The following is a 21,808-nucleotide window of genomic DNA, read 5'->3' on the forward strand; positions in this document are numbered from 1 at the left end:
TAGTGCTCAGTCGTTTCCGGTGTTCACTCTCCCAAAATCTCCGTTACCCACACGTCCCGGTGCCCGTTCATGTTCCGGGCAATTGTCAAACGGCATGCGATGACCGGCTCAAGGCTGGGCCGTTACGCGGAGACCCGGCCAGCCTTCGGGTTTCGGAGGGGACGGGTGGGGCCCGGGCCTTCCGGTACCGAAATAGCCCCGCCCTTTCCGGTACCGTTCACTCTCCCAAAGGCTCTGTTACCTTGTTATGGGATAATCAATTTTTCAACGCTTGAAAAAATTTTCAATCCCACGCCACGGTAACAGAACCCCGGATCCAATAATTCTTTATTTATCAAAGAAAATATTCAGCAATGCGATATACCTCCCGGAACATGGTAATGGGTATCCTGTTCCTGCTCATGGTTCTGGTACTGGTACCCTGCGTTCAGGGAGAATTTTCCTTACCGCCGCTCCCCCCCGCAGATAACTCATCGAACGACACTGCCTCCAAAATGCAGGTCGGGATCTACGTCATCTCTATCGATAACCTCGATATGGTCAAGGGATCCTACACCGCAGACTTTTATCTCTATTTCCAGTGGACTGATCCCAGCATCGAGGAGGCCCATTTCGAGCTTATAAACGGTGAGCCATCACAGGGTGCAGATTCAATACAGTTAAATTCTGAGAATAAATCCGGGCCGATAAAATATGAATGGTACCGGGTCCGGGGGGATTTCAGGATAATCCCGAATAACATGGATTACCCCTTCGAATCCGGGACCCTGAAGATACAGATCGAAGACCTGGACCACGACCGTGCGCATCTCAAATACGTCCCCCTGACCGAAGAAAGCGGGATTGAACCCGGGTTTGTTATCCCTGGCTGGAAGTTAGGTGACCCGACGTTCTCGGTCACAGACCCCACCTATCCCGGGGCCCCGACCTATTCCCGTCTCTCGTACAATATCCCGATAACCAATGATATGCTGGCCTCGCTTCTTCAGACGGTTGTTCCCCCCCTTCTCTTCTGTTTCATCGCCGGACTCTCCTTCCTGATCCATGTCAGGGAAACCGATCTGGTCGGCCTGCGGTACTCCCTTACCACGGGCATGCTCATCTCCGCGGTGATGTACCACTTCAGTCAGGTCGGTCTGGTCCCGGGTCTCGGGGTGCTCAAGTTGTTCGACAAATTCATGATAGCCGTGTACCTGTTCCTTGCCATAACTGTCGTGGTTACCACCTTCTGTTATCTCGCCGAGCACCAATGGAAGAGGTCTGATCTGGTGACACCCATCAACCGGTACGGTGCGGTGGCGGCTATACTCATGCCGGTCGTTTTGTTCTGGATGCTCGTTACCCTGGTATAACACCCTTTTTTGCATAATCCATTGAAAAGAAACAGTACCGGAAAACCCGGATGCTTTTTTTTATAACACACAGTTGACTGTGGATGAATCGAAAAGAAAATTGACGGTTACATGCTGAAACACTATCACGGTATCTCCCGGCTAACCCCTCAAAGCCGGAAATTACCGGCTCCGGCTCAGGGAGGGGAACGGTCATGGACTTAAGTCAGAAAACAGGCATGTCGGCCGGGGTTCCCGATCTCTCTTTTTCATCCTCCATCTCGTTCCTCTCCCTCTTATTCCGCCCCTCCGTCACCCACATCACCGAGGGAAAGCCGGTGGATTCATGGCCTGTGCCCGTACCGAATACGCCAACCCGGACCTTTCTCCAGAATGACAGGGGCCGGTCTCCCCCTCCATCAACGCAAGGGGTGGGTACCCTCCCCCCTTCCGGTTCTGTGGAGAGGGGACCCCCCCACCCCCTATCAGCGAATGAGGGGGGACCCCCCAACGATCCCGCATTGACCTGGAACACCCGTCCATTCACCCGCTCACGTCCCCGGCCGGTCCCGGGCTGGCCGCCGCATAATCTCCTTCTCCCGCTCGAAAAAGCCGGCTGAAGCAGGGACATCCAGAAACTCGAGCACGTAGGGGTCCCGGATAAATTCTTCCGGCTGTTGCGGGGAGGACCTGGATCGCTTCGGGTTTTTCCGGCCGGCAGCTTCCCCCGCCCGGCTCGCGAGAAGCCGTTCGTAGGACAGGGAATCGATCTGGCGTTCGAGTGTCCTGACGGTCCAGTTCTGGCTGACGGTCTCCCGGATATAATACCCGCGGGCATCCGGGTCCTCCACCCGCATCAGGTAGCGGTAATGCGACCAGCTCAATTCGCTACACACTGTGTAGCAGATCTCCTCACCGGGAATTTCCCCTTCGCGGAACCCTTTATGAAAGACCAAGTAAAACTGCCGGAAATTCTTCAGGTTTGCCGCAGAGAAACCCCGGCCCCCTCCCATTTTTGCGAAACCAGATCTCGAAGATCCACGCTCCGTTCTCTCCCAATCCACGATTATCATTCCCGGATTTCCCTCCGGAAAATTTATTCAGCCAAGACCATTACCTTTGGCAGTCTCATACTTTTGTCCAAGGAGTTCTTCAGAACCCCGCGGACGAGAAGAATGTTGAAGGTCATCAGACCTGAAGCAGGAGAGGACCTCAGGTCTTCGAATGCATCAGAATTCTCCGAGTTCCGACAGGTTTCACAAAACCTAGAGGACGAGAAGAACGGTACAGCGTTCTTCGAGTAAAGGGGTACCCATGACAAATGCAGGATTGGACAGAAAGATGAAAATGGAGAAAACGCCGGAGGAACATTTTATGTACCTTCAAAAGAAGCGGGTATCAAGCCCCGACTCTTTCGGGCCGCTCGCAATTCACTCAGTTTTCCGGAAAGATCGCGTTATAATAAAAGCGCTTAAAGTATCCAAACCCATGCAATTCAAGTCAAAGGGCCCGATGACGCAAGAACAGAAAAACAGGGAGGTGAAACAAACCATGAAAGAACCAACAAACTGCACGGGGAGGCCGGCATGAGCCGCGGTCCCCGCCCGCACCGGGCGCTGGCGGAAGCGATCCCGATCGCAAAGGCGCGTGGCATCGTGCAGCTCGCACTGAGCGGGCCGGAGCGGGTCTTCGACATCCGATGGGTTCACACGAACCCGGAGGAGGAGAAGACCGCAGGTCTTCGACATCGCAATCGTCTCGAAGATTCCGGTCACGTTCACCCGCGTCATGTTCGCGCCGGAGATCCTCGCGAGCATCCAGCAGTTTGCCGAAGATTTCAAAGAAGAGATCGCCCAGCTCCGGGTCATTGCCCGGGATAAGGCCATCACGGCCGAGCTCTGGCTCCGGTCAAAGCACGGGACGTGGCGGTTCTTCCTGGTCACGCCGAACTCGCTGGTCGAGATCGACCGCGAGGGAAAACCGGTTGTGTCGGGACAGACGATTGGGTGAAGGGCCGGGATAATTTTCTGATTTTTTTCATGGCAGATCTTTTGTAAAATTTTTCCGGAGAATTTTTCCTGAAGGATTGCATGCGGGCCGGAATTTTTCCGGTACCGTTCCGATCGCAGAGGGCTCCCGGAAAATTTTCAAGATTTATTTCATACGTACCATCCGGCCGAGGTTGGGAGACCTGAAACTCCATCAATACCTTGGCAAGAGGTTACCGTCGGAGGAAGGGATTATCCACCCCCTGAAAACCCCTGCGGGAATTCTGGTACAACCGGGTTCGCAAAGGGTCCGGTTGTACCACTTTTACCTTAACATCCTGATTGTAGAGGTCATAATTCGGAAAAACGCGGAATCCGGGCCGGAATAATCAGGCAGTTACCGGCGGGAATGGATGAGGTTATATTTAGCAACGTTACGGTGGCTGAAGGGGGGAGTGGATGTGGTTTGGGACGTGGGGCGGCCCTGGCCGGATCGCCCGGATCGGAGATATAGGAGAATGACGGATCTCAGCCGTCACTGTTTTTTATTCCTCATCCACATGACCCAGGGAAAGCCGGGTACCTTTCTGCCGATGCCCAGGTCAAATAATGCCAGGCGGATCTTTCTTGTCAGGGAACGGGGCCTGGTGCCGGCAATGATCGCTTCCCTCGTGACCGGACCGGATGGCGGGACAAGTGCCGGAGACATAGCTGCAGATAGGGACTGCGGGACAATAATAGTTCGTCCGGCAATTGTTGATTTCCTGACCGGGATCGGACGGCAAAATACGGCACACAACCGCACCCTATTCCCATTTATATGAACGGTCCGGAATATTCTAAAGAGGCAGTACACCGATGTCTCCATCAGATCCATCAGAGACATTTACCTGGAACCCGGCCGATTACCACAAGAGTTCCGGGGCCCAGCAACAATGGGCGAAGGAACTGATTGCAAAGCTCGGGCTCCGGGGGAATGAGCGGGTGCTGGATATCGGCTGCGGGGACGGGAAGGTGACCGCAGAGATCTCCCGCAACCTGCCGGGAGGGAACGTAACGGGTGTGGACAGTTCACCGGAGATGATCCGGTTTGCCTGCAATCATTTTCCGCGCAGTGAATACCCGAACCTCTCGTTTATTCAGCTGGATGCCCGGGCCCTCCCTTTTTCCGAAGAGTTCGATGTGGTATTTTCAAATGCAGCACTGCACTGGATCACGGATCACAAGCCGGTGCTTGCAGGGATTGCACGGGGCCTCCGCCCGGAGGGGAAACTGCTGATCCAGATGGGTGGCAAAGGGAATGCAGAGCAGGCGCTCGGCGTTGGCGATATCATACAGAAGAGACCGGAATGGGTGCAGTTCTTCCACGGGTTCGCCTTCCACTATGGTTTTTTCGACAGGACAGAGTACCGCCGGTGGCTTATCGAATCGGGATTCGAACCGTTACGGGTCGAGCTGATCCCCAAGGATATGACCTATACATCCCGTCAGGATTTTGCGGCTTGGATCCGCACTACATGGCTTCCCCGGATGTCGAGGCTGCCAGAGAGCAGGCGATCAGGATACATCGAAGCAGTCATGGATGAATATCTTAAAAAATATCCGGCAGACTCCGACGGGATGATTCATATCCGAATGGTACGGCTGGAGGCCGAAGCAAAAAAACCGGCCTGAGTCTGGACAGACAATTAGGTGAGCGGCTGGCAATTTTTTTTAATAATTCATCCTCCTGAATAAGAATGCCCCCAATATCGTCATCACTATCGCGAAAAACCCCAGTACTGCCAGGCATAAAATTGGGTTGATTTGAGATATTCCTGTTAATCCGTACCTGATTCCTTCAACACCATAGGTCAGAGGATCATAAAGGGTAATTGGAGCGATCCACGCTGGAAGACTGCTGATCGGAAATAACGCCCCTGACAGGCCGAATATCGGTAAAACGACAAAACTCATGATAAACTGGTACCCGGTCGGGTCTTCCATTCTCGAAGCGATCGCAATCCCAAATGCAGTAAATGCGATGCCGATTAATACCATAAATCCGAAGGCAATGAGAAAACCAATTACGTTTACTCTATGAAGCCCGATGAAGAGTGATATCACCATGATGATGATACCTTGCAGAAATGCCGTTGTTGCGCCTCCAAGTGTCTGTCCAAACATGATATCAAACCTTGAAACCGGGGCGACAAGCATCTCTTTAAGGAAACCGAATTGTTTATCCCATAATATCTGGATGCCCGATTGAAAGGATGTGTACACTACCATGAAGCAAACTATTCCTGGGATAATGAACAGTGTATAGTTCTGACCGAGCCCGGGTATGGTTACCACGGAATCCAGACCCAAACCGAGGAAGAGCAGAAAGAAGAGAGGCATGCCAACACTCCCGATTATTCTACTCTTCAAACGGATGTACCTCTTCATGGTCCGTAACCAGATGGTATAGATAACGTTCAGGTTCATCGATGCCTCATCCTCTCATACATCTGCATATTCTGCAGATTCCCCGTAGCATCCGCCTCCTGTTCGCGGATTGTCTTGCCGGTAAACGAGAGGAATACGTCCTCAAGTGTCGGTTTGTTAATTGCGAGGGAATCGATCGGTATCCGTTTTTCGTACAACAACGTTACAATAGCACTGACATGGAGTTCGGCATTCTGAAGGCTGATGGTTACCTCCCCGTTTTTTTGCTCGATATGAGAAACCCATGACTCTTTCAATGCCTCGACAATCGCTTCCGGCTTCGGGGACCGGATAGTTACTACATCCCCCCCGATTCCATCTTTCAGGTTCTTTGGAGTGTCGAGGGCAATTACCTTCCCATGGTCGATAATGGCGATCCGATTGCAGAGGTGGTCCGCTTCTTCCATGTAATGGGTGGTGAGAATGATCGTGATCCCCTTCTCCCGGGCGAGGGTCGCGATGTACTGCCAGAGGTGGTTTCGGGTCTGGGGATCGAGACCGAGAGTTGGCTCGTCGAGGAAGAGGACGACGGGATGGTGGAGCAGCCCCCTCGCGATCTCGAGACGCCTTCTCATCCCTCCGGAAAATGTCTTGACGAAATCATCCTTTCTGTCTGTGAGCTCTACAAGTCTCAGGAGTTCAGTAATTCTCTGATTTCTCTGTGCGGAGGGGATCTGGTACAGACGGCCGTGGAAATCCATATTTTCCCATGCGGTCAGCTCATCGTCGAGGCTCTGGTTCTGGAAAACAATTCCTATTGACTTCCTGACACCGTCCTCTTCACGTTCAATATCCATTCCATTCACGGTGGCAGACCCTGACGTAGGTTTTAGCATAGTGGCGAGCATCGACAATATCGTAGTTTTGCCGGCTCCATTTGGTCCGAGGAGTCCAAAGATCTCCCCGTGTTCTATATCAAATGAAATTTTATCTACAGCCACAAGGCTGCTAAAATGCTTTGTCAGCTGATCGATGTGTATTGCGACAGACATGTTACGAGGTCCCATGTAAATTTCCAAAACACTCTTCAAATATTCTCATAGTCTTCCTTCTCATTTTTCCGGGAATCCATTTTTCCGGGTATTTTTCTTTGCAAACTCCCGGACCTTTGCCGATGCATCGGGTCTAAGAGGTATTCCATGTCCCGACAGCATGATATCAAAATCAATTGCGGCGATTTTATTGATTGATTGTTGTACCTCACTTGTGTCTAACGGCGATACTCCAATTTCGATTTTACTGCCGTTAAACCTCAATAGGTCCCCGGCAAACAGAATTTTTGATGCCGGATCAAAAAGACAAATACTTCCCGGTGTATGTCCTGGTGTATGAATGGAAGTGAGACCGGCGATGGTGTCACCGTCGTTGAGTTTTATATCCGGATCAACAGGCCTTGATCCGAAAAACAAGGGGATGAGGACCTTAAAGATCATTCCCATAACACTTCTCGGTACAGGCGGGGTTTTTCTACCGGCAACGTAGTCCGCATCCGCTTCATGAATGGCCACCTTCGCACCGCTAAGTTTTTTGAGATCGCTAGCGTCGCCCACGTGATCAATATGAAAGTGCGTCAGGACAATCGTTTTGATTTCTGAAGGTTTACGTTTAAGAATTTCCTGAATATATTTTACTATTTTTGCGCTGTTTTTGGGCATTCCCGTATCGATAAGTGTTAGATCGTCCCGAAAAATAATGAAACAATTACCATTTACACCATCGACTTGGTGTATTCCAGGTACTATCTCCATAATCCTCCAACTCCATTTTTTGTAGTATCCACCGTATGTCAATTTATAGCAGATACCAACAATTTTGGCCTGTGCTAACAAAATATATAGTGACTGAAATGGCGAAGAACAAGGATTTTTGGCGATGGATCGAGGCTGCACTTAATGTGATCGGAGGGAAATGGAAACTGCTGATCGTTATTGCATTAATGAACGGGACTCAGCGGTATAGCGAGATCTCGCATAGGCTTCCGGCAATCAGCGAGAGGATGCTCGTTAAACAGCTCCGTGAGATGGAGCACGATGGTATTATCACAAGGACAGTCTATGCAGTAGTCCCCGCGAAGGTTGAATATTCGCTTACGCAGTCAGGTGAAAAACTGATTCCGGTTTTGAAGATTCTCGGCATATGGAGTATAATCTACCTTGGATCCGATGTTGTCGGTGAGGGGTTGTCCGAGCCAGTGGAAGTAGATCCCGCCAAACTTAGTCAGCTGCTCGAAGATCTCGACGGTATACTTAAAGATGTCGACAAAAAACTGAAACGCAAAGGCAATCCCGGTTAAGGAGCATCTCGTTAATCACTCGGATTTTTCTCTTACTGCAGGTTATATATTCAAGCCAGACACTCAGGGAGGAATAATGAAAATCATGGGAATTATCGCCAGTCCGCGAAAAGTTGGCAATACCGCATGGGTAGTAAACAAAATACTCGAGGGTGCGAAAGAACAGGGCGCTTCTACTCAATCCTGGTCTTTCAGCGATCTTGATATCAAACCGTGCAGTGGTTGTCTCTGCTGTCACAGTGATGGCGATCGCGGTTGTATTATCAATGACGACATGCAGGAACTGTATGGCGCGATTGAGCAGGCCGATGTCCTGATCCTCGGCTCACCGGTGTACATGGGGCAGATGAGTGCCCAGGCAAAGATTTTCACCGACAGGTTGTTTGCGCAAATCTCTCCGCGGTTCTCACCGCATTACAAAGAAAAAGCCAGAAAACAGAAGCTGCTTCTTGTGTTTACCCAGGGTAATCCTGATCCCGGCATGTTCCAGGTATATTTCGATTATACGAAACATATCTTTCAGATGCTGGAATTTGATGTTAAGGACGTCGTCGTTGTCGCGGGCATGCGAAATGAACCGGCGCAGGAAAGAAAAGATCTGGACACGGTCATGAAGGATATCGGCTCATCGCTGGTTTCGGGATGATTCCCGGAATAATGAGGAAATTGCAATCGCGGACTTAAACGTCGCGGCCATCACGGCCGAGCTCTGGATCCGGTCGAAGCACGGGACGTGGCGGTTCTTCCTGGTCACGCCGAACTCGCTGGTCGAGATCGACCGTGAGGGGAAACCGGTTGTGTCAGGTCAGACAATCGGGTGAACGGCCGGAAAATTTTTTTAATAGCACACTGTTGACTGTGTTTAAGTAAAAAGGAGATTTTGATCTTCCCTCTGACTTATACTCTATGTGCTAAATTAATGTCGTAACCATCAGGACGGGAATAAATAACAAAGTCTTTAAAATTAGCATATATATTGGAATTCGAAGTTTGCATGACGCAAAAGAAGTATAACTTACCAATGATGGTAGTCCTCCTTACCCTTCTGGAGGGACTGGTTATATACCTCAATATGGTGGTACATCCTGATAGTCAGCCCGCCCTCACCATTGTCATCGTCATTCTTTTTGCTATCGCAAGCGGATTCGGGGTATGGTATCGAACCAGAGTTCGTGGCATGATAATCTCCTGACGAATGCAAGGATCAAATTACAACGGTTTTTTAATTTTTTCATTGCGGAATTTTTGTAAATTTTTTCTGGAGAATTTTTCCCGGAGGATCGCTTGCGGGTCGGAAATTTTCCGGTAACCGGCCCGACCACAGCGAGCTCAAATTTTTTTTGATCGTGTCAGGCTTTTACCCAATCCTAGAAACCTGGAGACCTGAGCCTCCACATCGTACCCGGGCAGGGATCCGCCGTCGGAGAGTAGGATCGTTCACTCCCTGAAAACCCCTACTGGAATTCTGGTACTCCGGAGCCCTCTGCGGGCCCGGTTGTACCTCTTTTCCCTCAATCCCAAAATTTCAGAGGTCATAATTCGCAAAAATGCGGAACCGAGCCGGAATAATTGCATGTTGTCCGGCGGGAATGGATGAGGTCGTATTTAGCGATGTTACAAGGGACAGGTAACCAAGGGCACAGGATTTGGAACGTAGCCGCGGCGGGAGAGGGACGCTCTGGACCACTTTATGGTTGAGAACCCTGCCGGGGTTATCGTCTCCTTTTCGGGTACCCCCCCCTTCCGGTTATGTGGAGGGGTTACCCCCCTCCAGGTTCCCATCTGCCACAACCCGGCCACGTCCCAAAACCCGTGGCGGGTGACTTTTGCCATCCTAACTCTCCCATATTGTCCCATGCTCCGGACAAGATTTTCCGGCGAAATTTCCGGCGGAATTGTTGTGGACTTTGCGGAAACTATTCTGCATTTTCGCGAAACTGTCGTATTTTCAGGGTGCCGGATCGTGATCTGGCCGGATATCTCCGTCGGAGGCTTTCCGGACAGTGCGCCGGTGCGGGAAAACGTCCGGCCCGGGTGCTGGGGATCCCAAAAAAAGATCGGATCAGGTGCTGAGAATCGAAAAAGGATCGGGTCGCGGGCCGATAATTTCAAAAAAATCTGGATCGGTTGCTGATAATTACGGTAAAAAGGCCAGACCGATCCTATGAGATGAGAGTGACGTCTCCCTTCTTCAGGCTCAGGTCACCACCATTCCGTGTGCAATTTCGGGCGATCAGAAGAGCACGTGACCTGTGAAAGCAAGGAAAAAATGACACGGTAAAAAATAAGAGAAAATCCAGATTATGACGGACTGATATTGTCAGTTTCAGAAACAACCGTTCCTGCTGAATTTACCACGGTAAACTTAAACATATTTGCACTGTCAAGAACCGCAAAGACAATTTTGCCGGTTAACTCCGAGTTCGCCGGGATAGTCCCGGAATTAAGGTCGGACGATAAGAACGAGGCTCCGTGCGATGACCCGCCGTAGCCATATCGTATAATCTGAAAGGTATCTTTTGAGAACGCAAAATCCTTCGTGTCATTATTTTTAAGAGTGACATCTAATACCAGCACGGCATCACCTTTCGGCGGAAAAATACCCATCCAGTTTGTTACTTTTTTTGCTGAATTAACGGTGACCCCAATAACCTCGTCTGCCGGTGTCTGGCTGGCAGATGCAAGCGTGGCCTTGACCGTCGTTGGAACAGGTGTTGTCACCAGGGATGTAGCAGGTGGCGCCTGCGTAACGGAGGTTGCAATTGATTCTGCCGGGGTTGGAGATATCTGTGCAACAGCATTTGTCGTGTTTGCTGATGTGCATCCGGAAATCAAAACACCGGAAATAAGTAACACAATACAAATGACGCTAATATCTGATTTTTTCATAACTATATATATCACTAAAATTAGGATATATAGTTTTTTAACTGAAATGAGCAGACACCGATGAGTTTGTTGATACCTATTTTACCTCGTTAGAATTTTTAAAAAAATCCTCCTCCTGCCTCAATCTTTTTTACCGCAAGCCCCCAACCGATAACTATGAAACTTCTTGCATTCAACGGGAGCCCCCGGAAAAAATGGAACACGGCACAACTCCTTGAGCATGCGCTGGAAGGCGCGGAATCGGAAGGGGCAAAGACAAAACTGTACCACCTGTACGACCTTGACTTCACGGGCTGCATCAGCTGTTTCGCCTGCAAGCGGGCCGGCGGGAAGAGCTACGGGCATTGCGCAGTAAAAGACGATCTTGCACCGATCCTTGAAAAGATCGGGAAAGCCGATGCAATCCTGATTGGCTCGCCCATCTATCTCGGGATCACGACCGGTGTCACCCGCTGCTTCCTGGAACGGCTCATCTACCCGTACCTGGTCTATGACGCGGAGCGGTCCTCGCTCTTCAAGAAGAAGATCCAGACTGCCTTCATCTACACAGCCGGGGCAACGGACGAGATGGTACAGGAGATGGGCATTGAACGGAACGTGAAAGGAACCGAGATGGTAATGGAGAAGATCTTCGGGTCGTGCGAGTCCTTCTTTGTCACCGACACGCTGCAATTCGATGATTATTCGAAGTTTGTAGCCACCCGGTTCGATCCGGAGGCAAAGAAGAAACGGCACGAGGAGCAGTTCCCGCTTGACTGTAAGAAGGCGTACGAACTCGGGGCCCGGCTGGTCCGGGAAGACTCATAATTAAAAAATCCGGAATATGTGGCCGGATCCCGGAAAGAATTTTACATTTTTTTTCATTTTTCACCCTGGCATTTCATGCCCTTCATCGCTTCACATGCCAAGGAATTTCAGCACCCCATATACCAGGAAAGCGGGCCAGACGAGCGCTTTAAGGAATCCCAGGAACCCGGCCAGGAGGCTTGTGGCAGTGGTGAGGTAATACACCAGGGCACCGAGGAAGCCTAATCCGTACAATGCCCCTCCCGATCCATGGCAGCACACACGCTGCTTCATAGTACTCTTGAACCCGCACCAGTCTTTCGTACCTTGCTCAGATGTTTCTGTCTCCATATCACTCAACTCACTGATTCTGATACCATAACTCTTTTTTTATGAATAAAAAAGGATTTTCAAACGGCGTTCGGCTGTAATCCATGACAGAACACAGTTCGATTGATCAACTCTATCGACATGTATCTTTTTGGTTTACTCCCGGTTTTCTTTAACCGGACAACTTTTTTCCTCCCAATATTCTCTATTGAAATCATAGCCGGATAGAGAATTTGTCCGGGGTAAAAATCAGATCGAATCGTTCATACGATCCAGTGGTAAGGATTTGAACGGGGGTATACGTATGTCACTCATTGCAGAACAGGTGACTGATGAAAGAAAAAGAGTACTGCATCCGGATCCGGACGAACAACCCTTTTCTCCCGGATGGAAATCATCAATAACAGAATTTTCAGGCGATCACCCATATCGTCGTCGCCGGCTATAACGAAGTATTCCTGTTTAATGCTGGTACAACCGGGGATGCAGGTACAGCAGACACTGATCGGCAATGGCCAGATCTTTCGTGGGAATTACAGCTCTCTGGAAGCTTCCGCCCATCGTCGCGGCTACTGAATAAAGTGAAATTTGAGCCTTTTTAGCGGGGAAATCCATTCTATTTTGATCGAAGGCCCGGATTCAAGCAAAAGATACAGTATCACGGGCACCTGCCCGCCGGCGGTGACCTAGAGGGATATATAAGCTGGGACTATGTAGCCGACTATAGACCTCTAGTGCTCTCCGTCGGAAACCATAAAATATTCCGGGGGTACAGGATGGGATTAACTGGTATGGAACTGAAGCACAGCATAGATCTGATTCATCTCAGCGCACAAAATGCGTCGCGGGACATCCGCAGGAAAGCCATTGCTGAATACCTCAGGGGTCACCCGGAGATCGATAAGGAGGAGGTCATAGCGATGATGGCGGAAGCTGACATTGACTGATACGGGCGGTTCACTGCCGCCCCTCCGGAAAACCTCCCGCCCACCTTAGCCTTAACCCATGTGACCCTGAGTTCCGCCTCCCCAATTCTGCCAAATACTGCTGTCATTATCCGGTGTGAAACAGCACGTTTTGGCCTGAAACCCTGCTGTTTTTCTGAAAAACCCTGTCATTTTCCGGAAAAAAGGGGCTATCCGGGGCCTTACATGGCCCGGATTGAGACCTGGGGGAGATGATATCCTAAACCCCCAGCCCTCCCCATTCTACTGTCGGAGAACCCGGACCGGCTGCCGATCCTGCCAGACGGATTCCTGGCACTATCCCAAGCGGTAAATTCCGGAACTTTCAGGATACTGTATGGACGGCATAGCAGTACTGGTGGATTCACAGGGCGGGAACACGAAGAAGATCGCGCGTGCCATCGCCGAAGAGCTGGGTGTCGTGCCGGGAGACATCGCGGCGCCCGTGCCGGAGGATGCGCAGCTCCTCTTCCTTGGCAGCGGAACCTACAGCGGCCATACCCCAGGTGACGCAATCATGCGTTTCATCCGGAACGGGACCTTTGCGGGACGCCGGGTTGCCCTCTTCGGGACCGCGGGATATGAGAATGACGGGCAGCGGATGATCGGCATCATGGCCGATGCGCTGGAGAAGAAAGGGGCGACCATCATCGGGGTCAACGGCGGCCGGGGAAGGCTCTTTGTCATCAAGCTCGGGAGACCCCATCAGGAGGACTTCGACGGCGCAAAGGCGTTTGCCCGCGAAGTGGTCGGGAGCGGCTGAAGCGGCCGCGAGCCGCGGAAGCGGACGGGTACCCCCCCTCCGGTTTTGAGGAGAGGGGTCCCCCCTGCCCCTCTGAGAATGGGCGGGGTAGGTACCCCCTCCCGCTCCAGGCATCCGGCTCTCTTGATCTCATGACAAGTTGCCGGCCACTGCAACTACCCGCCCCGTGTCAGAGGGCGGGATTGAATTCTCTTTGCGAGTACGTAAGTGATACCATTTATTGCGGGTCTTCCGGTTTCTGCAACGGTTCGATGAATTCCGGAGTAATCTTCCCCGCCCGTCCTGCGATCTGTTTCTCCTGCAATTTTACCCGGCGCTCAAGTTTTATGAGATCTTCGTCCGGGGGGAGGGTTTCGGGCCGGATTCCCCGCTTCAGGAGCAGCTCGCGGACATCCTGGTTGTTCTGGACATGTTCGACCGTAATCGGATCTTCGCCCTGCATGTCTTCCTTGGTAACATTGAGGTTCGTGATCTCCGTTGCGAGATTTTTGGCGGTGATAGTAACCGTTGGGAGAAAATCAGCGAGCGGCCGGTTGTCCGGAACTTCCATACGTTCTTTCATCACGAGAGTGGAATAGCCCCCGAAGAGGGCCATGTCGCCTTTACTCCGGATACGGGCAAAACCCGATTCATCTACCCCGCGTTCGTAAATATTCCGGGACAACTCTCTCTCGGAATCCTTCAGATGTTTTCTCGCTCTCAGCCGTTCAGCAAGCCGGATATGGTCTTCGATGATCTCCTGCTTTCGGGTCTGTACTGCAAAATAACTCTGGGCAAACGCGATCTCTTCTTTACGGGGATCACCGTTCTGGGCGATGAGATAACAGGCATACCGGGTCAGAAAGAGATCTTCGATCTTCCGTTTGGCACCCGATCCAAGTGAAACCATTTTGTTGGCGTCAACAAAATGGTCCGGAACGGTATTACCGGATGTCTCACAGGATTCTTTGGCTTTTTCAATAACCTTTAAAAAATTTCTCCATTCATCATAACCGAGAAGGTTTTGTAAATCCCGGGCAAACCAGAATTCAACGCCATCCTGTACGTGAACGTAGTCCTCGAAATTTTTGTGAAGGCATCGGATAATCGCTGGTTTCATGACATGGTTCCCGGTTTGAGAATATACTTTCTACAACTATATACCGGAATTACTGGCACATATAGTGTGACGATGCGGGGTGAAAATAAACATCAGGTTCCGGTTCATCGGAATTTTCCGTTTGGCTCTCCCCTCCTTCATCGCATCACCTGGATCCGCCATGCGATTTTCATGGAGTGTCGTCGGCCACATCAATCCCAAGCCCCGTGCCCCTCACAGGGCCGGCCCGGCACAGCCCCCTCCGCCGCTCTCACCAGCGATGTGCTCCCACCCCCTTTCGGGATCCTGTCCGAATGCCGGGAAATATACCGGCAAATTCCGCGATGGTACCCCAATCACGTTCCGGGTCGTTCCGGACATCCCAGTCCCGGTTCGGCTCCGGTTCCCCGGTAACTCCCTTGAAGGAGAAGACCCGGTCCAGGCGTTTGAGCTGAAGCGGTGGGAATGAACACGGTGCTCTTTTTTCAGAATTGTATCGACTCCCAAAACTCATAATTTTTATATAGTAAACATCAATAAATTTACTTATGGTACTACAAAGCAACAACAACCGATCCGCTTTCTGGAAAATCCTCCTGCTGCTCATCATGGCAGGTGCAGCAGTATTTCTGATCTCTCCCGTATCTGCAGAGACGTGGGTTACTATTGCCGCGAAAGGGGGCCAGTCCTATTATCTTGGGGAAGAAGTAGTTTTTTCCGGTATGAATACTGATTCAGATTCCACGTACCTCTTCATAACCGGACCCAACCTTCCGGATGGTGGCGGGAAACTTTATTTGCCGCATCAAAATCCGGTTAGTGGAGATCCCGGTTCATTCACCATGGCGAAAACAAAACCGGATACAACGTGGGAATATACCTATTATACGTCTAATGTTGAGCTGGGTGCCGGGGCATATACTTTTTATGCAGTGAGCCAGCCAAAAACGAAAGACCAGTTCAACGATGTAACAACCTATGGTACGACCAGTATAATACTCAAAAAACCCTTCATAACTGCAGGGATCTCACCTTCATCCGTCTCAAAAGGACAGCCTTTCACGATCACCGGATCTGCGGAAGGGAACCCCTCTGCGGTCCAGATATGGATTATTGGCGATAACTACGTGTATACCACAACAACTCCGGTAAATCCTGATTCATCATATACTTTTAATGGCGATACGCACCTTTCAGGAAAACTTCCCAAAGGACAATGTTATCTCATCGTCCAGCACCCGATGCAGAACAACACGTTCGACATCGTTGTCAGCGGAGATTACGTCCGCAACCTTCAACTTAACAACGGTACGTATATCTTCAGGATCAACGGCCCGGGAAGCCTGCAGGGCAACGACGCGGCAGAGGCACTCATTGCTGCGATCAGTGACCACAATAATGGTGATGACACCTATACCGAGATCCCTTTCCTGGTTGATGATGCGGGCATTTCAACGCCTCAGGCACAACCAGCCACGACCGCTCCGGTTCAACGCCAGACCCCGGCATCCCCGCTTCAGTTTGCCCCGGTCGGAGCAATCGTCCTGATTTTGGGAATTGCAGTGTGGCGCCGGCGTTAGAGATCCATTTTTTTTAGAAATCGTCTGGAGACCCGCATCCCCCATCATCTTTTGTCAGGATTGCCGGGATACACCGGTATCCCCCCAATATTTTTATATTGTAAATGTCCATACATTTACATATGTTCTTACCCACGAATGAGAAACAGTTCGGGTTCTGGAAGATGCGGCGCAGCGGGATGTCCAATGTCTCTATTGCAAACCTGCTCGGAATAACAAGGCAGGGGGTATCCCAGGCACTCCTCGTGATGAACGAGAAGATCGATGCCTCGCTGCGGGAGATGGCGCAGGCAAACCGGATCCAGATCGAGAAGATCGATGTGGAACGGGGCGTCCTGTTCGGGCGGTCCATCCCGTTCCAGACCAATGCCTATATTTTCGTGTCGGAGAAGCACGGCATGCAGGTCTGGTACGAGCATGACGGCGAATGCGGGTCATGCGACGAGTACACCAAGTGTATCGAATTTATCTGGGATTTCGCTTCAGAACTCGGGATCAAAATTGAGAGAACTGCCGACCCGACAAAAATGGCTGAAGAATTGCTCGCAAAAATCAGGGAGAGCGTAAAATGACCCGGGTATCTGAAATTGCCGAACACTGGTTCGGCCTGTGCCGGAAACCGCCGGTGTTCCATGCCTCGCATGCAGATATTGTTAACCTGCCTGAACCCGCCCATGAGGGCCGCCCGGACGGCGGGGCCGGCGGACCGGAAACGATCCGGCGGGGAATCGGAGCTGCCCTGTCAGGTACGAAAACCCTTATCCATAACCCGCAGCTCCTCTGGTTCTCACTCCTGGTCGGACTTGTGCTGGCCGTGCACCTCATCGCCCAGGCGGGGCTCTATGGATTGCCTTTCCCATCAGAGTGGCTGTCCTTCGTGATGCCGACTCTATCCTTTGACCTTGTCCTGACATTTGCGGCCGGGCTCCTCACGGTGTTCTGCCTGGTATTCTTACTGGCGGGCCTCGCCTTAAGCCTCTCGTCAAAGAAAGACGGTCCGGTCTCATTCTTTCAGGGACTCAGGATGGCAAAAAAATACCTGATACCTCTTACCGGGGGGTCCGTGGTCGCGGCACTCGCAGGGATTCAGCTCTTCGTTCATCCCTTCATCGCCCGGGGGGAGCTCTTCGTTCGTAACCCCCGGTGGCTGCTCTTTGATCCTCACTATGCCGGTATACCTTCATTGCTTGTCCAGACATTTGCGATCGAGTTCCTGACGGTGTTCTGCCTGGTATTTTTGCTGGCTAGCCTTGTCTTAAGCCTCTCTTCAAAGGAAGGCGGTACGGTCTCATTCTTCCAGGGACTCAGGATGGCAAAAAAATACCTGAGGCCTCTTACCGGGTGGTCCATAGTCGTGGCACTCGCCGGCACTCTGATCTTTATCGCCGGCATGTATTCCTATGTGCCGACGTGGCTCTCGCCATTCAATATAATCTCGGCACTCTACTTTAAACTCGCGTATTTCCTGTTTACCGTGCGCTACACGTTCCCCTTCAACTTCGTCCTCGTACCGTCGTTCTACGTTCCCAACCTGCATCCTGGCGGGGGTGAGTGGCTATTCAGCTGGGCGCTCGAGTGTACACTGATCCTTTCAGCAATCACGGTAATCCTGTTCGTCCTTACCTTGTTTGTAGTGCCCCTCCTCGTGCTTGAGAGGAAGAGCCTGAAGGAAGCGGTTTTGGGATCGTTTACCCTGATGAAGAACATCTGGGGTGAAGTGGCGGCCTGCGTTCTGGGCCTTGGAATGGTAGTATTCGCTGCCTGGCTCGCGTTCCTGCTCTTCCGGTTTTCCGTGGTTGATATTGTGTGGTGGGTTGCCGGCCCAATGAACGCTACGTTCACGCACCCCAGTGAGGCGTGGATTGCAGCCGGCCTCCTGTACGTTCTTGCCCTGTCCGGCCTTGTGTTTGTCGTGGCAACGGTCGGGGGGATTGCAGCACTGAACCTCTACACCTCTGCAAAGGTCAGGGAGAGTACGGCATGAACCGGCATTCTGATGCACGCTGGTGGCTCGGCCTGTGTCGGAAAGCACCAGCGGTCCGTGCCGCGCAGGCAGGGATGGGTAACCAGCCTGAACCGGTCCATGAGGGGCGCCCGGATGGCGGGGGCGGGGGATCGAAAACAGTCCGACGGGGGATCGGGGCCGCCCTGTCCGGCACGAAAACGCTGATCCATAACCGGCAGCTCCTCTGGTTCTCGCTCCTGGTCGGACTCGTGCTGGCCGGGCACCTCATCGCCCAGTGGATGCTCTTCGTTCTCAACCCCTTTCCCTTCTATGGACCCGATTTACTCCAACCACTTGTCCTGACATTTGCAGTAGAGTTCTCAACGGTGTTCTGCCTCGTATTCTTACTGGCGGGCCTTGCCTTAAGCCTCTCTCCAGAGAAAGGCGGTTCTGTTTCATTCTTTCATGGACTCAACAAAGCAAAAAAATACCTGAGACCTCTTACCGGGTGGTCCGTGGTCGTGGCACTCGCGGGCACCCTGATCTTCACAGCCGGCCAGGACGCAGGCACTCTGCTCTACATCGCCGGCCGGAATTCGTATTCGCTGGACTCAGCGTGGTTCCAGCCTTTCACCATGATCTCGACCGTCTGGTCGGCCATCTGGCAATTCCTGTTCAACGTGCTCAACCAGATCCCCTTCAACTACATCCTCTACCCGGACCTCTACGTTGCCAACCTGCCTGGCGGGGAGAATGGAATTGAGTTTGCGTTCGTATCCACCCTGATCCTTTCAGCGATCAACGTAATCCTGTTCGTACTGACCCTGTTTGTAGTACCCCTCCTCGTGCTTGAGGAGAGGCGCCTGAAGGAGGCGGTTTCCGGATCGTTTACCCTGATGAAGAACATCTGGGGTGAAGTGGCTGCCTGCGTTCTTGGCCTTGGAGTGGTAGTATTCGCTGCCTCGCTCACGTTCCTTCTCTTTCAGCTGGCAGCCGGGATTGTCGCACTCGATCTGACCTGGCGCCCCGGCGATTTGTGGATCGCTTCCGGCTTCCTGTACATTCTTGCCCTGTCCGGCCTTGCGGTTGTCGCGGCAACGGTTGGAGGGATTGCAACGCAGGACCTCTACACCTCTGCAAAGGCCGGGCACATGCCCGGATCCGCTGAAACGGAATCCATTGCATGATTTTTTTTAGTCCCTTACTCCCGCTGGAAGATATCCCGTATCAAAAAATGGTGCCCGGAAAAATACGCACAACTAAAAAACCCCAAAAAATAAACCTGTACAAACGATAAGAGAGCCTGTCCTGGATCTTTTTTTATTTTTCATTTAAGTTTTCTCGCGCTTGATCTATTCTGCAGAAGGGAGATCTCCATGGTGAATAACTGTGAACCCCCCATCTTGTTGAGAATGGTACCGGATAAAAACCTGGTTTCAGAATAATTTTATATTGTAAATGTGCATACATTTACATATGTCCAAACAAACCAGCAACAACCCGTCCGGGTCCTGGAAGATGATCCTGCTTCTCATCATAGCAGGTGCAGCAGCCCTGATGATATCCCCCGTATCAGCAGACACGGGAGTGACTATTTTCGCAGGAGGAGACCAGTCCTATTATCTGGGAGAAAACGTAGTTTTGAGTGGCCATAATTATGATTCGGATTCCACGTACCTCTTCATAACGGGACCCGGCCTCTTCGTAACCGGACCCGGCATCCCCAATGGCGGGGGAAAACTTACCTCGCCTCAACAGAATGTAGTCAGCGGAAACCCGGACTCATTCACGGTAGTGAAAACAAAACCGGATAAAACCTGGGAATATGTCTATTACACCGCCAATCTCCCGGTGGATGCCGGGACGTATACCATCTATGCCGTGAGCCAGCCAAAAACGAAAGACCAGCTGGGTCCCGACGCTGCCAATGTCGGGATTATCCTGAAAAAACCTTTCATAACTGCAGCGATCTCCCCGGCAACAATTTCAAAAGGAGTGCCCATTACGGTTTCCGGAGTTGCGGAAGGAAATCCCGAAACGGTCCAGGTCTGGATCCTTGGTAAGAACTACTTCTCAACGTCAAAGGTACCCGTCAGCTCTGATGCCTCGTACCAGTATGTAGTGCCCGGGGAGGTCACCAGCCACCTTGAAAGCGGACAGTACTTCGTGATTGTCCAGCATCCGATGGAGAACACCACATTCGACATCGATGTCAGCGGAGATTACGTCCGCAGCCTGCAACGTAACAACGGTACGAACCTCTTCAGGATCTCCGGCCCGGGAAGCCTGCAGGGCAACGACGCGGCAGAGGCACTCGTTGCTGCGTTCAGTGACCCCAATAATGGTGATGACACGTATACAGAGATCCCGTTCCAGGTTGATGCTACGGGCATTTCAACACCTCATGCACAACCAGCCACTACGACTCCGGCTCAAAGCCAGACCCCGGCATCCCCGCTTCAGTTTGCCCCCATCGGGGCAATCGTTCTGGTTTTGGGAATTGCAGTGTGGAATCGGCGGTAGGGTTCCATATTTTTAGAAATTATCATGAGACCGATTACCCCCATCATCTTTTGTCATGATTGCCGGGATAAACCGGCATCCCGCCCCAATGTTTTTATATTGTAAATAGTATCGATACCGTGCAGTTGGTCCCTCCTCCGGTCCACGCTTATCCTCTGGTGAACCTGTCCCTGAAAAAACCCTGGTTCAGATACAACGCGGCTACGGGGTTATGCCCGAGAGCACGGTCCTTGACCACGAGAGGCGTTGTCTCCGCTTTGCAATGACGCAGGAAGAGTATGTCATGTCCAAGGCAAAGCCCTACCATGATGTTCAGTTCTGTTTTTTCACGGTTGAGGACTTCTGCTTGCATGATCGGGTTGCAGAATATATCCCCCGGCATGCCGACATCCTGCGGGTTTACTTCCCCACAGAGGCATGATACGGAGACGACGTCGAACCCGTTACGTTCAAGAATATCAGATAACGACCTCGATTCAGACATCAGTGCATAACACGTAGCGATGCCTATCCTTTTCATTCCGCGTATCTTCGCGTACTCGATAATTTCATCAACCCTTGTCCAGGAAAATTTCTCTCTCGGTTTTTCCGGATCCACCACTTTGTTCATCAGAGCAAGCCAGCCCTGGTTTATGGCCTGGTTTTCGGGAAGCATGAATTTATCAATCGTTTCCCTGACCAAGTCCGGGTACTTTTCTGTAGGGCAGGATGCCGGCACTTTCCTGTTCTTCTCTGGAGAACCGCACCGGAGAATGGTACATTTTACGCACTGTGGACTCTGTCTCTCCATTTCTGACCTCTTTAATAATACTCATCCGTTCATCCTATAGTTACTTATATTATGCAGAAGGAAAAAAGTAATACTGTT

At 51.4% G+C, this 21,808-nt stretch carries 25 protein-coding genes; 16 read left to right on the forward strand and 9 right to left on the reverse strand.

All coding sequences use genetic code 11. The annotated features are described in order from the left end of the window. Positions 1 to 353 precede the first annotated feature (353 nt). The gene (locus tag ABSB80_RS11230; RefSeq protein WP_428370711.1) at positions 354 to 1,352 is read left to right on the forward strand and encodes a ligand-gated ion channel; all 999 of its coding nucleotides are present in this window, start codon (positions 354 to 356) and stop codon (positions 1,350 to 1,352) included. 530 nt (positions 1,353 to 1,882) lie between these two features. Here ABSB80_RS11230 and ABSB80_RS11235 read toward each other — a convergent pair. Beyond that, on the reverse strand, positions 1,883 to 2,344 hold the full coding sequence (locus ABSB80_RS11235; RefSeq protein ID WP_428370712.1) for a DUF1016 N-terminal domain-containing protein: 462 nt from the start codon (positions 2,342 to 2,344) through the stop codon (positions 1,883 to 1,885). Here ABSB80_RS11235 and ABSB80_RS11240 point away from each other — a divergent pair. From ABSB80_RS11240 to ABSB80_RS11250, 3 genes are all read left to right on the forward strand, one after another. Further along, a complete protein-coding gene (locus ABSB80_RS11240) occupies positions 2,276 to 2,635 on the forward strand; it encodes a hypothetical protein (protein WP_428370762.1) in 360 nt (119 codons plus the stop codon). The two genes, ABSB80_RS11235 and ABSB80_RS11240, sit on opposite strands and share 69 nt — an antisense overlap. 10 nt (positions 2,636 to 2,645) lie before the next feature. After that, positions 2,646 to 2,921, forward strand: coding sequence for a hypothetical protein (locus ABSB80_RS11245; RefSeq protein WP_428370713.1), 276 nt, complete (start codon positions 2,646 to 2,648; stop codon positions 2,919 to 2,921). A 198-nt stretch (positions 2,922 to 3,119) separates the two neighbouring features. Beyond that, entirely contained in the window at positions 3,120 to 3,341 is a 222-nt protein-coding gene (locus ABSB80_RS11250; RefSeq protein WP_428370714.1) for a hypothetical protein, read from the forward strand. A 513-nt stretch (positions 3,342 to 3,854) separates the two neighbouring features. Here ABSB80_RS11250 and ABSB80_RS11255 read toward each other — a convergent pair. Further along, positions 3,855 to 4,028 carry a hypothetical protein gene (locus tag ABSB80_RS11255; RefSeq protein ID WP_428370715.1) on the reverse strand — a complete coding sequence of 58 codons (174 nt, stop codon included), beginning with the start codon at positions 4,026 to 4,028 and terminating at the stop codon, positions 3,855 to 3,857. A 149-nt stretch (positions 4,029 to 4,177) separates the two neighbouring features. Between ABSB80_RS11255 and ABSB80_RS11260 the strand changes: the two genes are divergently transcribed. Next, positions 4,178 to 4,993 carry a methyltransferase domain-containing protein gene (locus ABSB80_RS11260; protein WP_428370716.1) on the forward strand — a complete coding sequence of 272 codons (816 nt, stop codon included), beginning with the start codon at positions 4,178 to 4,180 and terminating at the stop codon, positions 4,991 to 4,993. A 39-nt stretch (positions 4,994 to 5,032) separates the two neighbouring features. On the opposite strand, the gene ABSB80_RS11265 is transcribed toward ABSB80_RS11260, so the two are convergent. From ABSB80_RS11265 to ABSB80_RS11275, 3 genes are read right to left on the reverse strand one after another with little or no spacing between them, the layout of a single operon-like run. Next, complete coding sequence (locus tag ABSB80_RS11265) at positions 5,033 to 5,782, reverse strand: ABC transporter permease (RefSeq protein WP_428370759.1); 750 nt, start codon at positions 5,780 to 5,782, stop codon at positions 5,033 to 5,035. Positions 5,783 to 5,784: 2 nt separating this feature from the next. Beyond that, complete coding sequence (locus ABSB80_RS11270; protein ID WP_428370760.1) at positions 5,785 to 6,780, reverse strand: ATP-binding cassette domain-containing protein; 996 nt, start codon at positions 6,778 to 6,780, stop codon at positions 5,785 to 5,787. Positions 6,781 to 6,840: 60 nt separating this feature from the next. Then, on the reverse strand, positions 6,841 to 7,617 hold the full coding sequence (locus ABSB80_RS11275) for an MBL fold metallo-hydrolase (protein ID WP_428370717.1): 777 nt from the start codon (positions 7,615 to 7,617) through the stop codon (positions 6,841 to 6,843). 17 nt (positions 7,618 to 7,634) lie between these two features. On the opposite strand from ABSB80_RS11275, the gene ABSB80_RS11280 reads away from it, so the two are divergent. Then, a complete protein-coding gene (locus ABSB80_RS11280) occupies positions 7,635 to 8,081 on the forward strand; it encodes a winged helix-turn-helix transcriptional regulator (RefSeq protein WP_428370718.1) in 447 nt (148 codons plus the stop codon). 76 nt (positions 8,082 to 8,157) lie between these two features. Next, a complete protein-coding gene (locus ABSB80_RS11285) occupies positions 8,158 to 8,727 on the forward strand; it encodes a flavodoxin family protein (RefSeq protein ID WP_428370719.1) in 570 nt (189 codons plus the stop codon). Between the two features lie 1,655 nt (positions 8,728 to 10,382). Here ABSB80_RS11285 and ABSB80_RS11290 read toward each other — a convergent pair. Beyond that, positions 10,383 to 10,970 (reverse strand): DUF4352 domain-containing protein, encoded by a 588-nt coding sequence (locus ABSB80_RS11290; protein ID WP_428370720.1) that lies wholly within the window; start codon positions 10,968 to 10,970, stop codon positions 10,383 to 10,385. 156 nt (positions 10,971 to 11,126) lie between these two features. Here ABSB80_RS11290 and ABSB80_RS11295 point away from each other — a divergent pair, with 156 nt between their 5' ends. Next, on the forward strand, positions 11,127 to 11,777 hold the full coding sequence (locus tag ABSB80_RS11295) for a flavodoxin family protein (RefSeq protein WP_428370721.1): 651 nt from the start codon (positions 11,127 to 11,129) through the stop codon (positions 11,775 to 11,777). 90 nt (positions 11,778 to 11,867) lie between these two features. On the opposite strand, the gene ABSB80_RS11300 is transcribed toward ABSB80_RS11295, so the two are convergent. Next, the gene (locus tag ABSB80_RS11300; RefSeq protein ID WP_428370722.1) at positions 11,868 to 12,107 is read right to left on the reverse strand and encodes a hypothetical protein; all 240 of its coding nucleotides are present in this window, start codon (positions 12,105 to 12,107) and stop codon (positions 11,868 to 11,870) included. 755 nt (positions 12,108 to 12,862) lie between these two features. Here ABSB80_RS11300 and ABSB80_RS11305 point away from each other — a divergent pair. Beyond that, on the forward strand, positions 12,863 to 13,033 hold the full coding sequence (locus ABSB80_RS11305; RefSeq protein ID WP_428370723.1) for a hypothetical protein: 171 nt from the start codon (positions 12,863 to 12,865) through the stop codon (positions 13,031 to 13,033). A gap of 355 nt (positions 13,034 to 13,388) precedes the next feature. Continuing rightward, the gene (locus ABSB80_RS11310) at positions 13,389 to 13,814 is read left to right on the forward strand and encodes a flavodoxin family protein (protein ID WP_428370724.1); all 426 of its coding nucleotides are present in this window, start codon (positions 13,389 to 13,391) and stop codon (positions 13,812 to 13,814) included. A gap of 217 nt (positions 13,815 to 14,031) precedes the next feature. Here the strand turns inward: ABSB80_RS11310 and dinD are convergent, their stop codons facing one another. Then, a complete protein-coding gene (gene dinD / locus ABSB80_RS11315) occupies positions 14,032 to 14,913 on the reverse strand; it encodes a DNA damage-inducible protein D (RefSeq protein ID WP_428370725.1) in 882 nt (293 codons plus the stop codon). Between the two features lie 160 nt (positions 14,914 to 15,073). On the opposite strand from dinD, the gene ABSB80_RS11320 reads away from it, so the two are divergent. The 6 genes from ABSB80_RS11320 to ABSB80_RS11345 all read left to right on the forward strand — a co-directional run bounded on the left by ABSB80_RS11320 (position 15,074) and on the right by ABSB80_RS11345 (position 20,940). Further along, positions 15,074 to 15,361, forward strand: a complete 288-nt coding sequence (locus ABSB80_RS11320) for a hypothetical protein (protein ID WP_428370726.1) — start codon at positions 15,074 to 15,076, stop codon at positions 15,359 to 15,361. Between the two features lie 79 nt (positions 15,362 to 15,440). Then, a complete protein-coding gene (locus ABSB80_RS11325) occupies positions 15,441 to 16,472 on the forward strand; it encodes a hypothetical protein (protein ID WP_428370727.1) in 1,032 nt (343 codons plus the stop codon). Positions 16,473 to 16,594: 122 nt separating this feature from the next. Beyond that, the gene (locus tag ABSB80_RS11330; RefSeq protein WP_428370728.1) at positions 16,595 to 17,044 is read left to right on the forward strand and encodes a hypothetical protein; all 450 of its coding nucleotides are present in this window, start codon (positions 16,595 to 16,597) and stop codon (positions 17,042 to 17,044) included. Then, positions 17,041 to 18,456, forward strand: coding sequence for a hypothetical protein (locus ABSB80_RS11335; protein ID WP_428370729.1), 1,416 nt, complete (start codon positions 17,041 to 17,043; stop codon positions 18,454 to 18,456). The genes ABSB80_RS11330 and ABSB80_RS11335 overlap by 4 nt, the downstream gene beginning before the upstream one ends. After that, on the forward strand, positions 18,453 to 19,604 hold the full coding sequence (locus ABSB80_RS11340; protein ID WP_428370730.1) for a DUF6159 family protein: 1,152 nt from the start codon (positions 18,453 to 18,455) through the stop codon (positions 19,602 to 19,604). Before ABSB80_RS11335 ends, ABSB80_RS11340 begins: the two co-directional genes overlap by 4 nt. A 289-nt stretch (positions 19,605 to 19,893) precedes the next feature. Next, complete coding sequence (locus tag ABSB80_RS11345) at positions 19,894 to 20,940, forward strand: hypothetical protein (protein WP_428370731.1); 1,047 nt, start codon at positions 19,894 to 19,896, stop codon at positions 20,938 to 20,940. 148 nt (positions 20,941 to 21,088) lie between these two features. Here ABSB80_RS11345 and ABSB80_RS11350 read toward each other — a convergent pair whose 3' ends face one another. Beyond that, positions 21,089 to 21,730, reverse strand: coding sequence for a DUF1847 domain-containing protein (locus ABSB80_RS11350; RefSeq protein ID WP_428370732.1), 642 nt, complete (start codon positions 21,728 to 21,730; stop codon positions 21,089 to 21,091). Positions 21,731 to 21,808: the final 78 nt, after the last annotated feature.

Source organism: Methanoregula sp., assembly GCF_050010295.1.
In the GTDB taxonomy this organism is placed as follows: domain Archaea; phylum Halobacteriota; class Methanomicrobia; order Methanomicrobiales; family Methanospirillaceae; genus Methanoregula.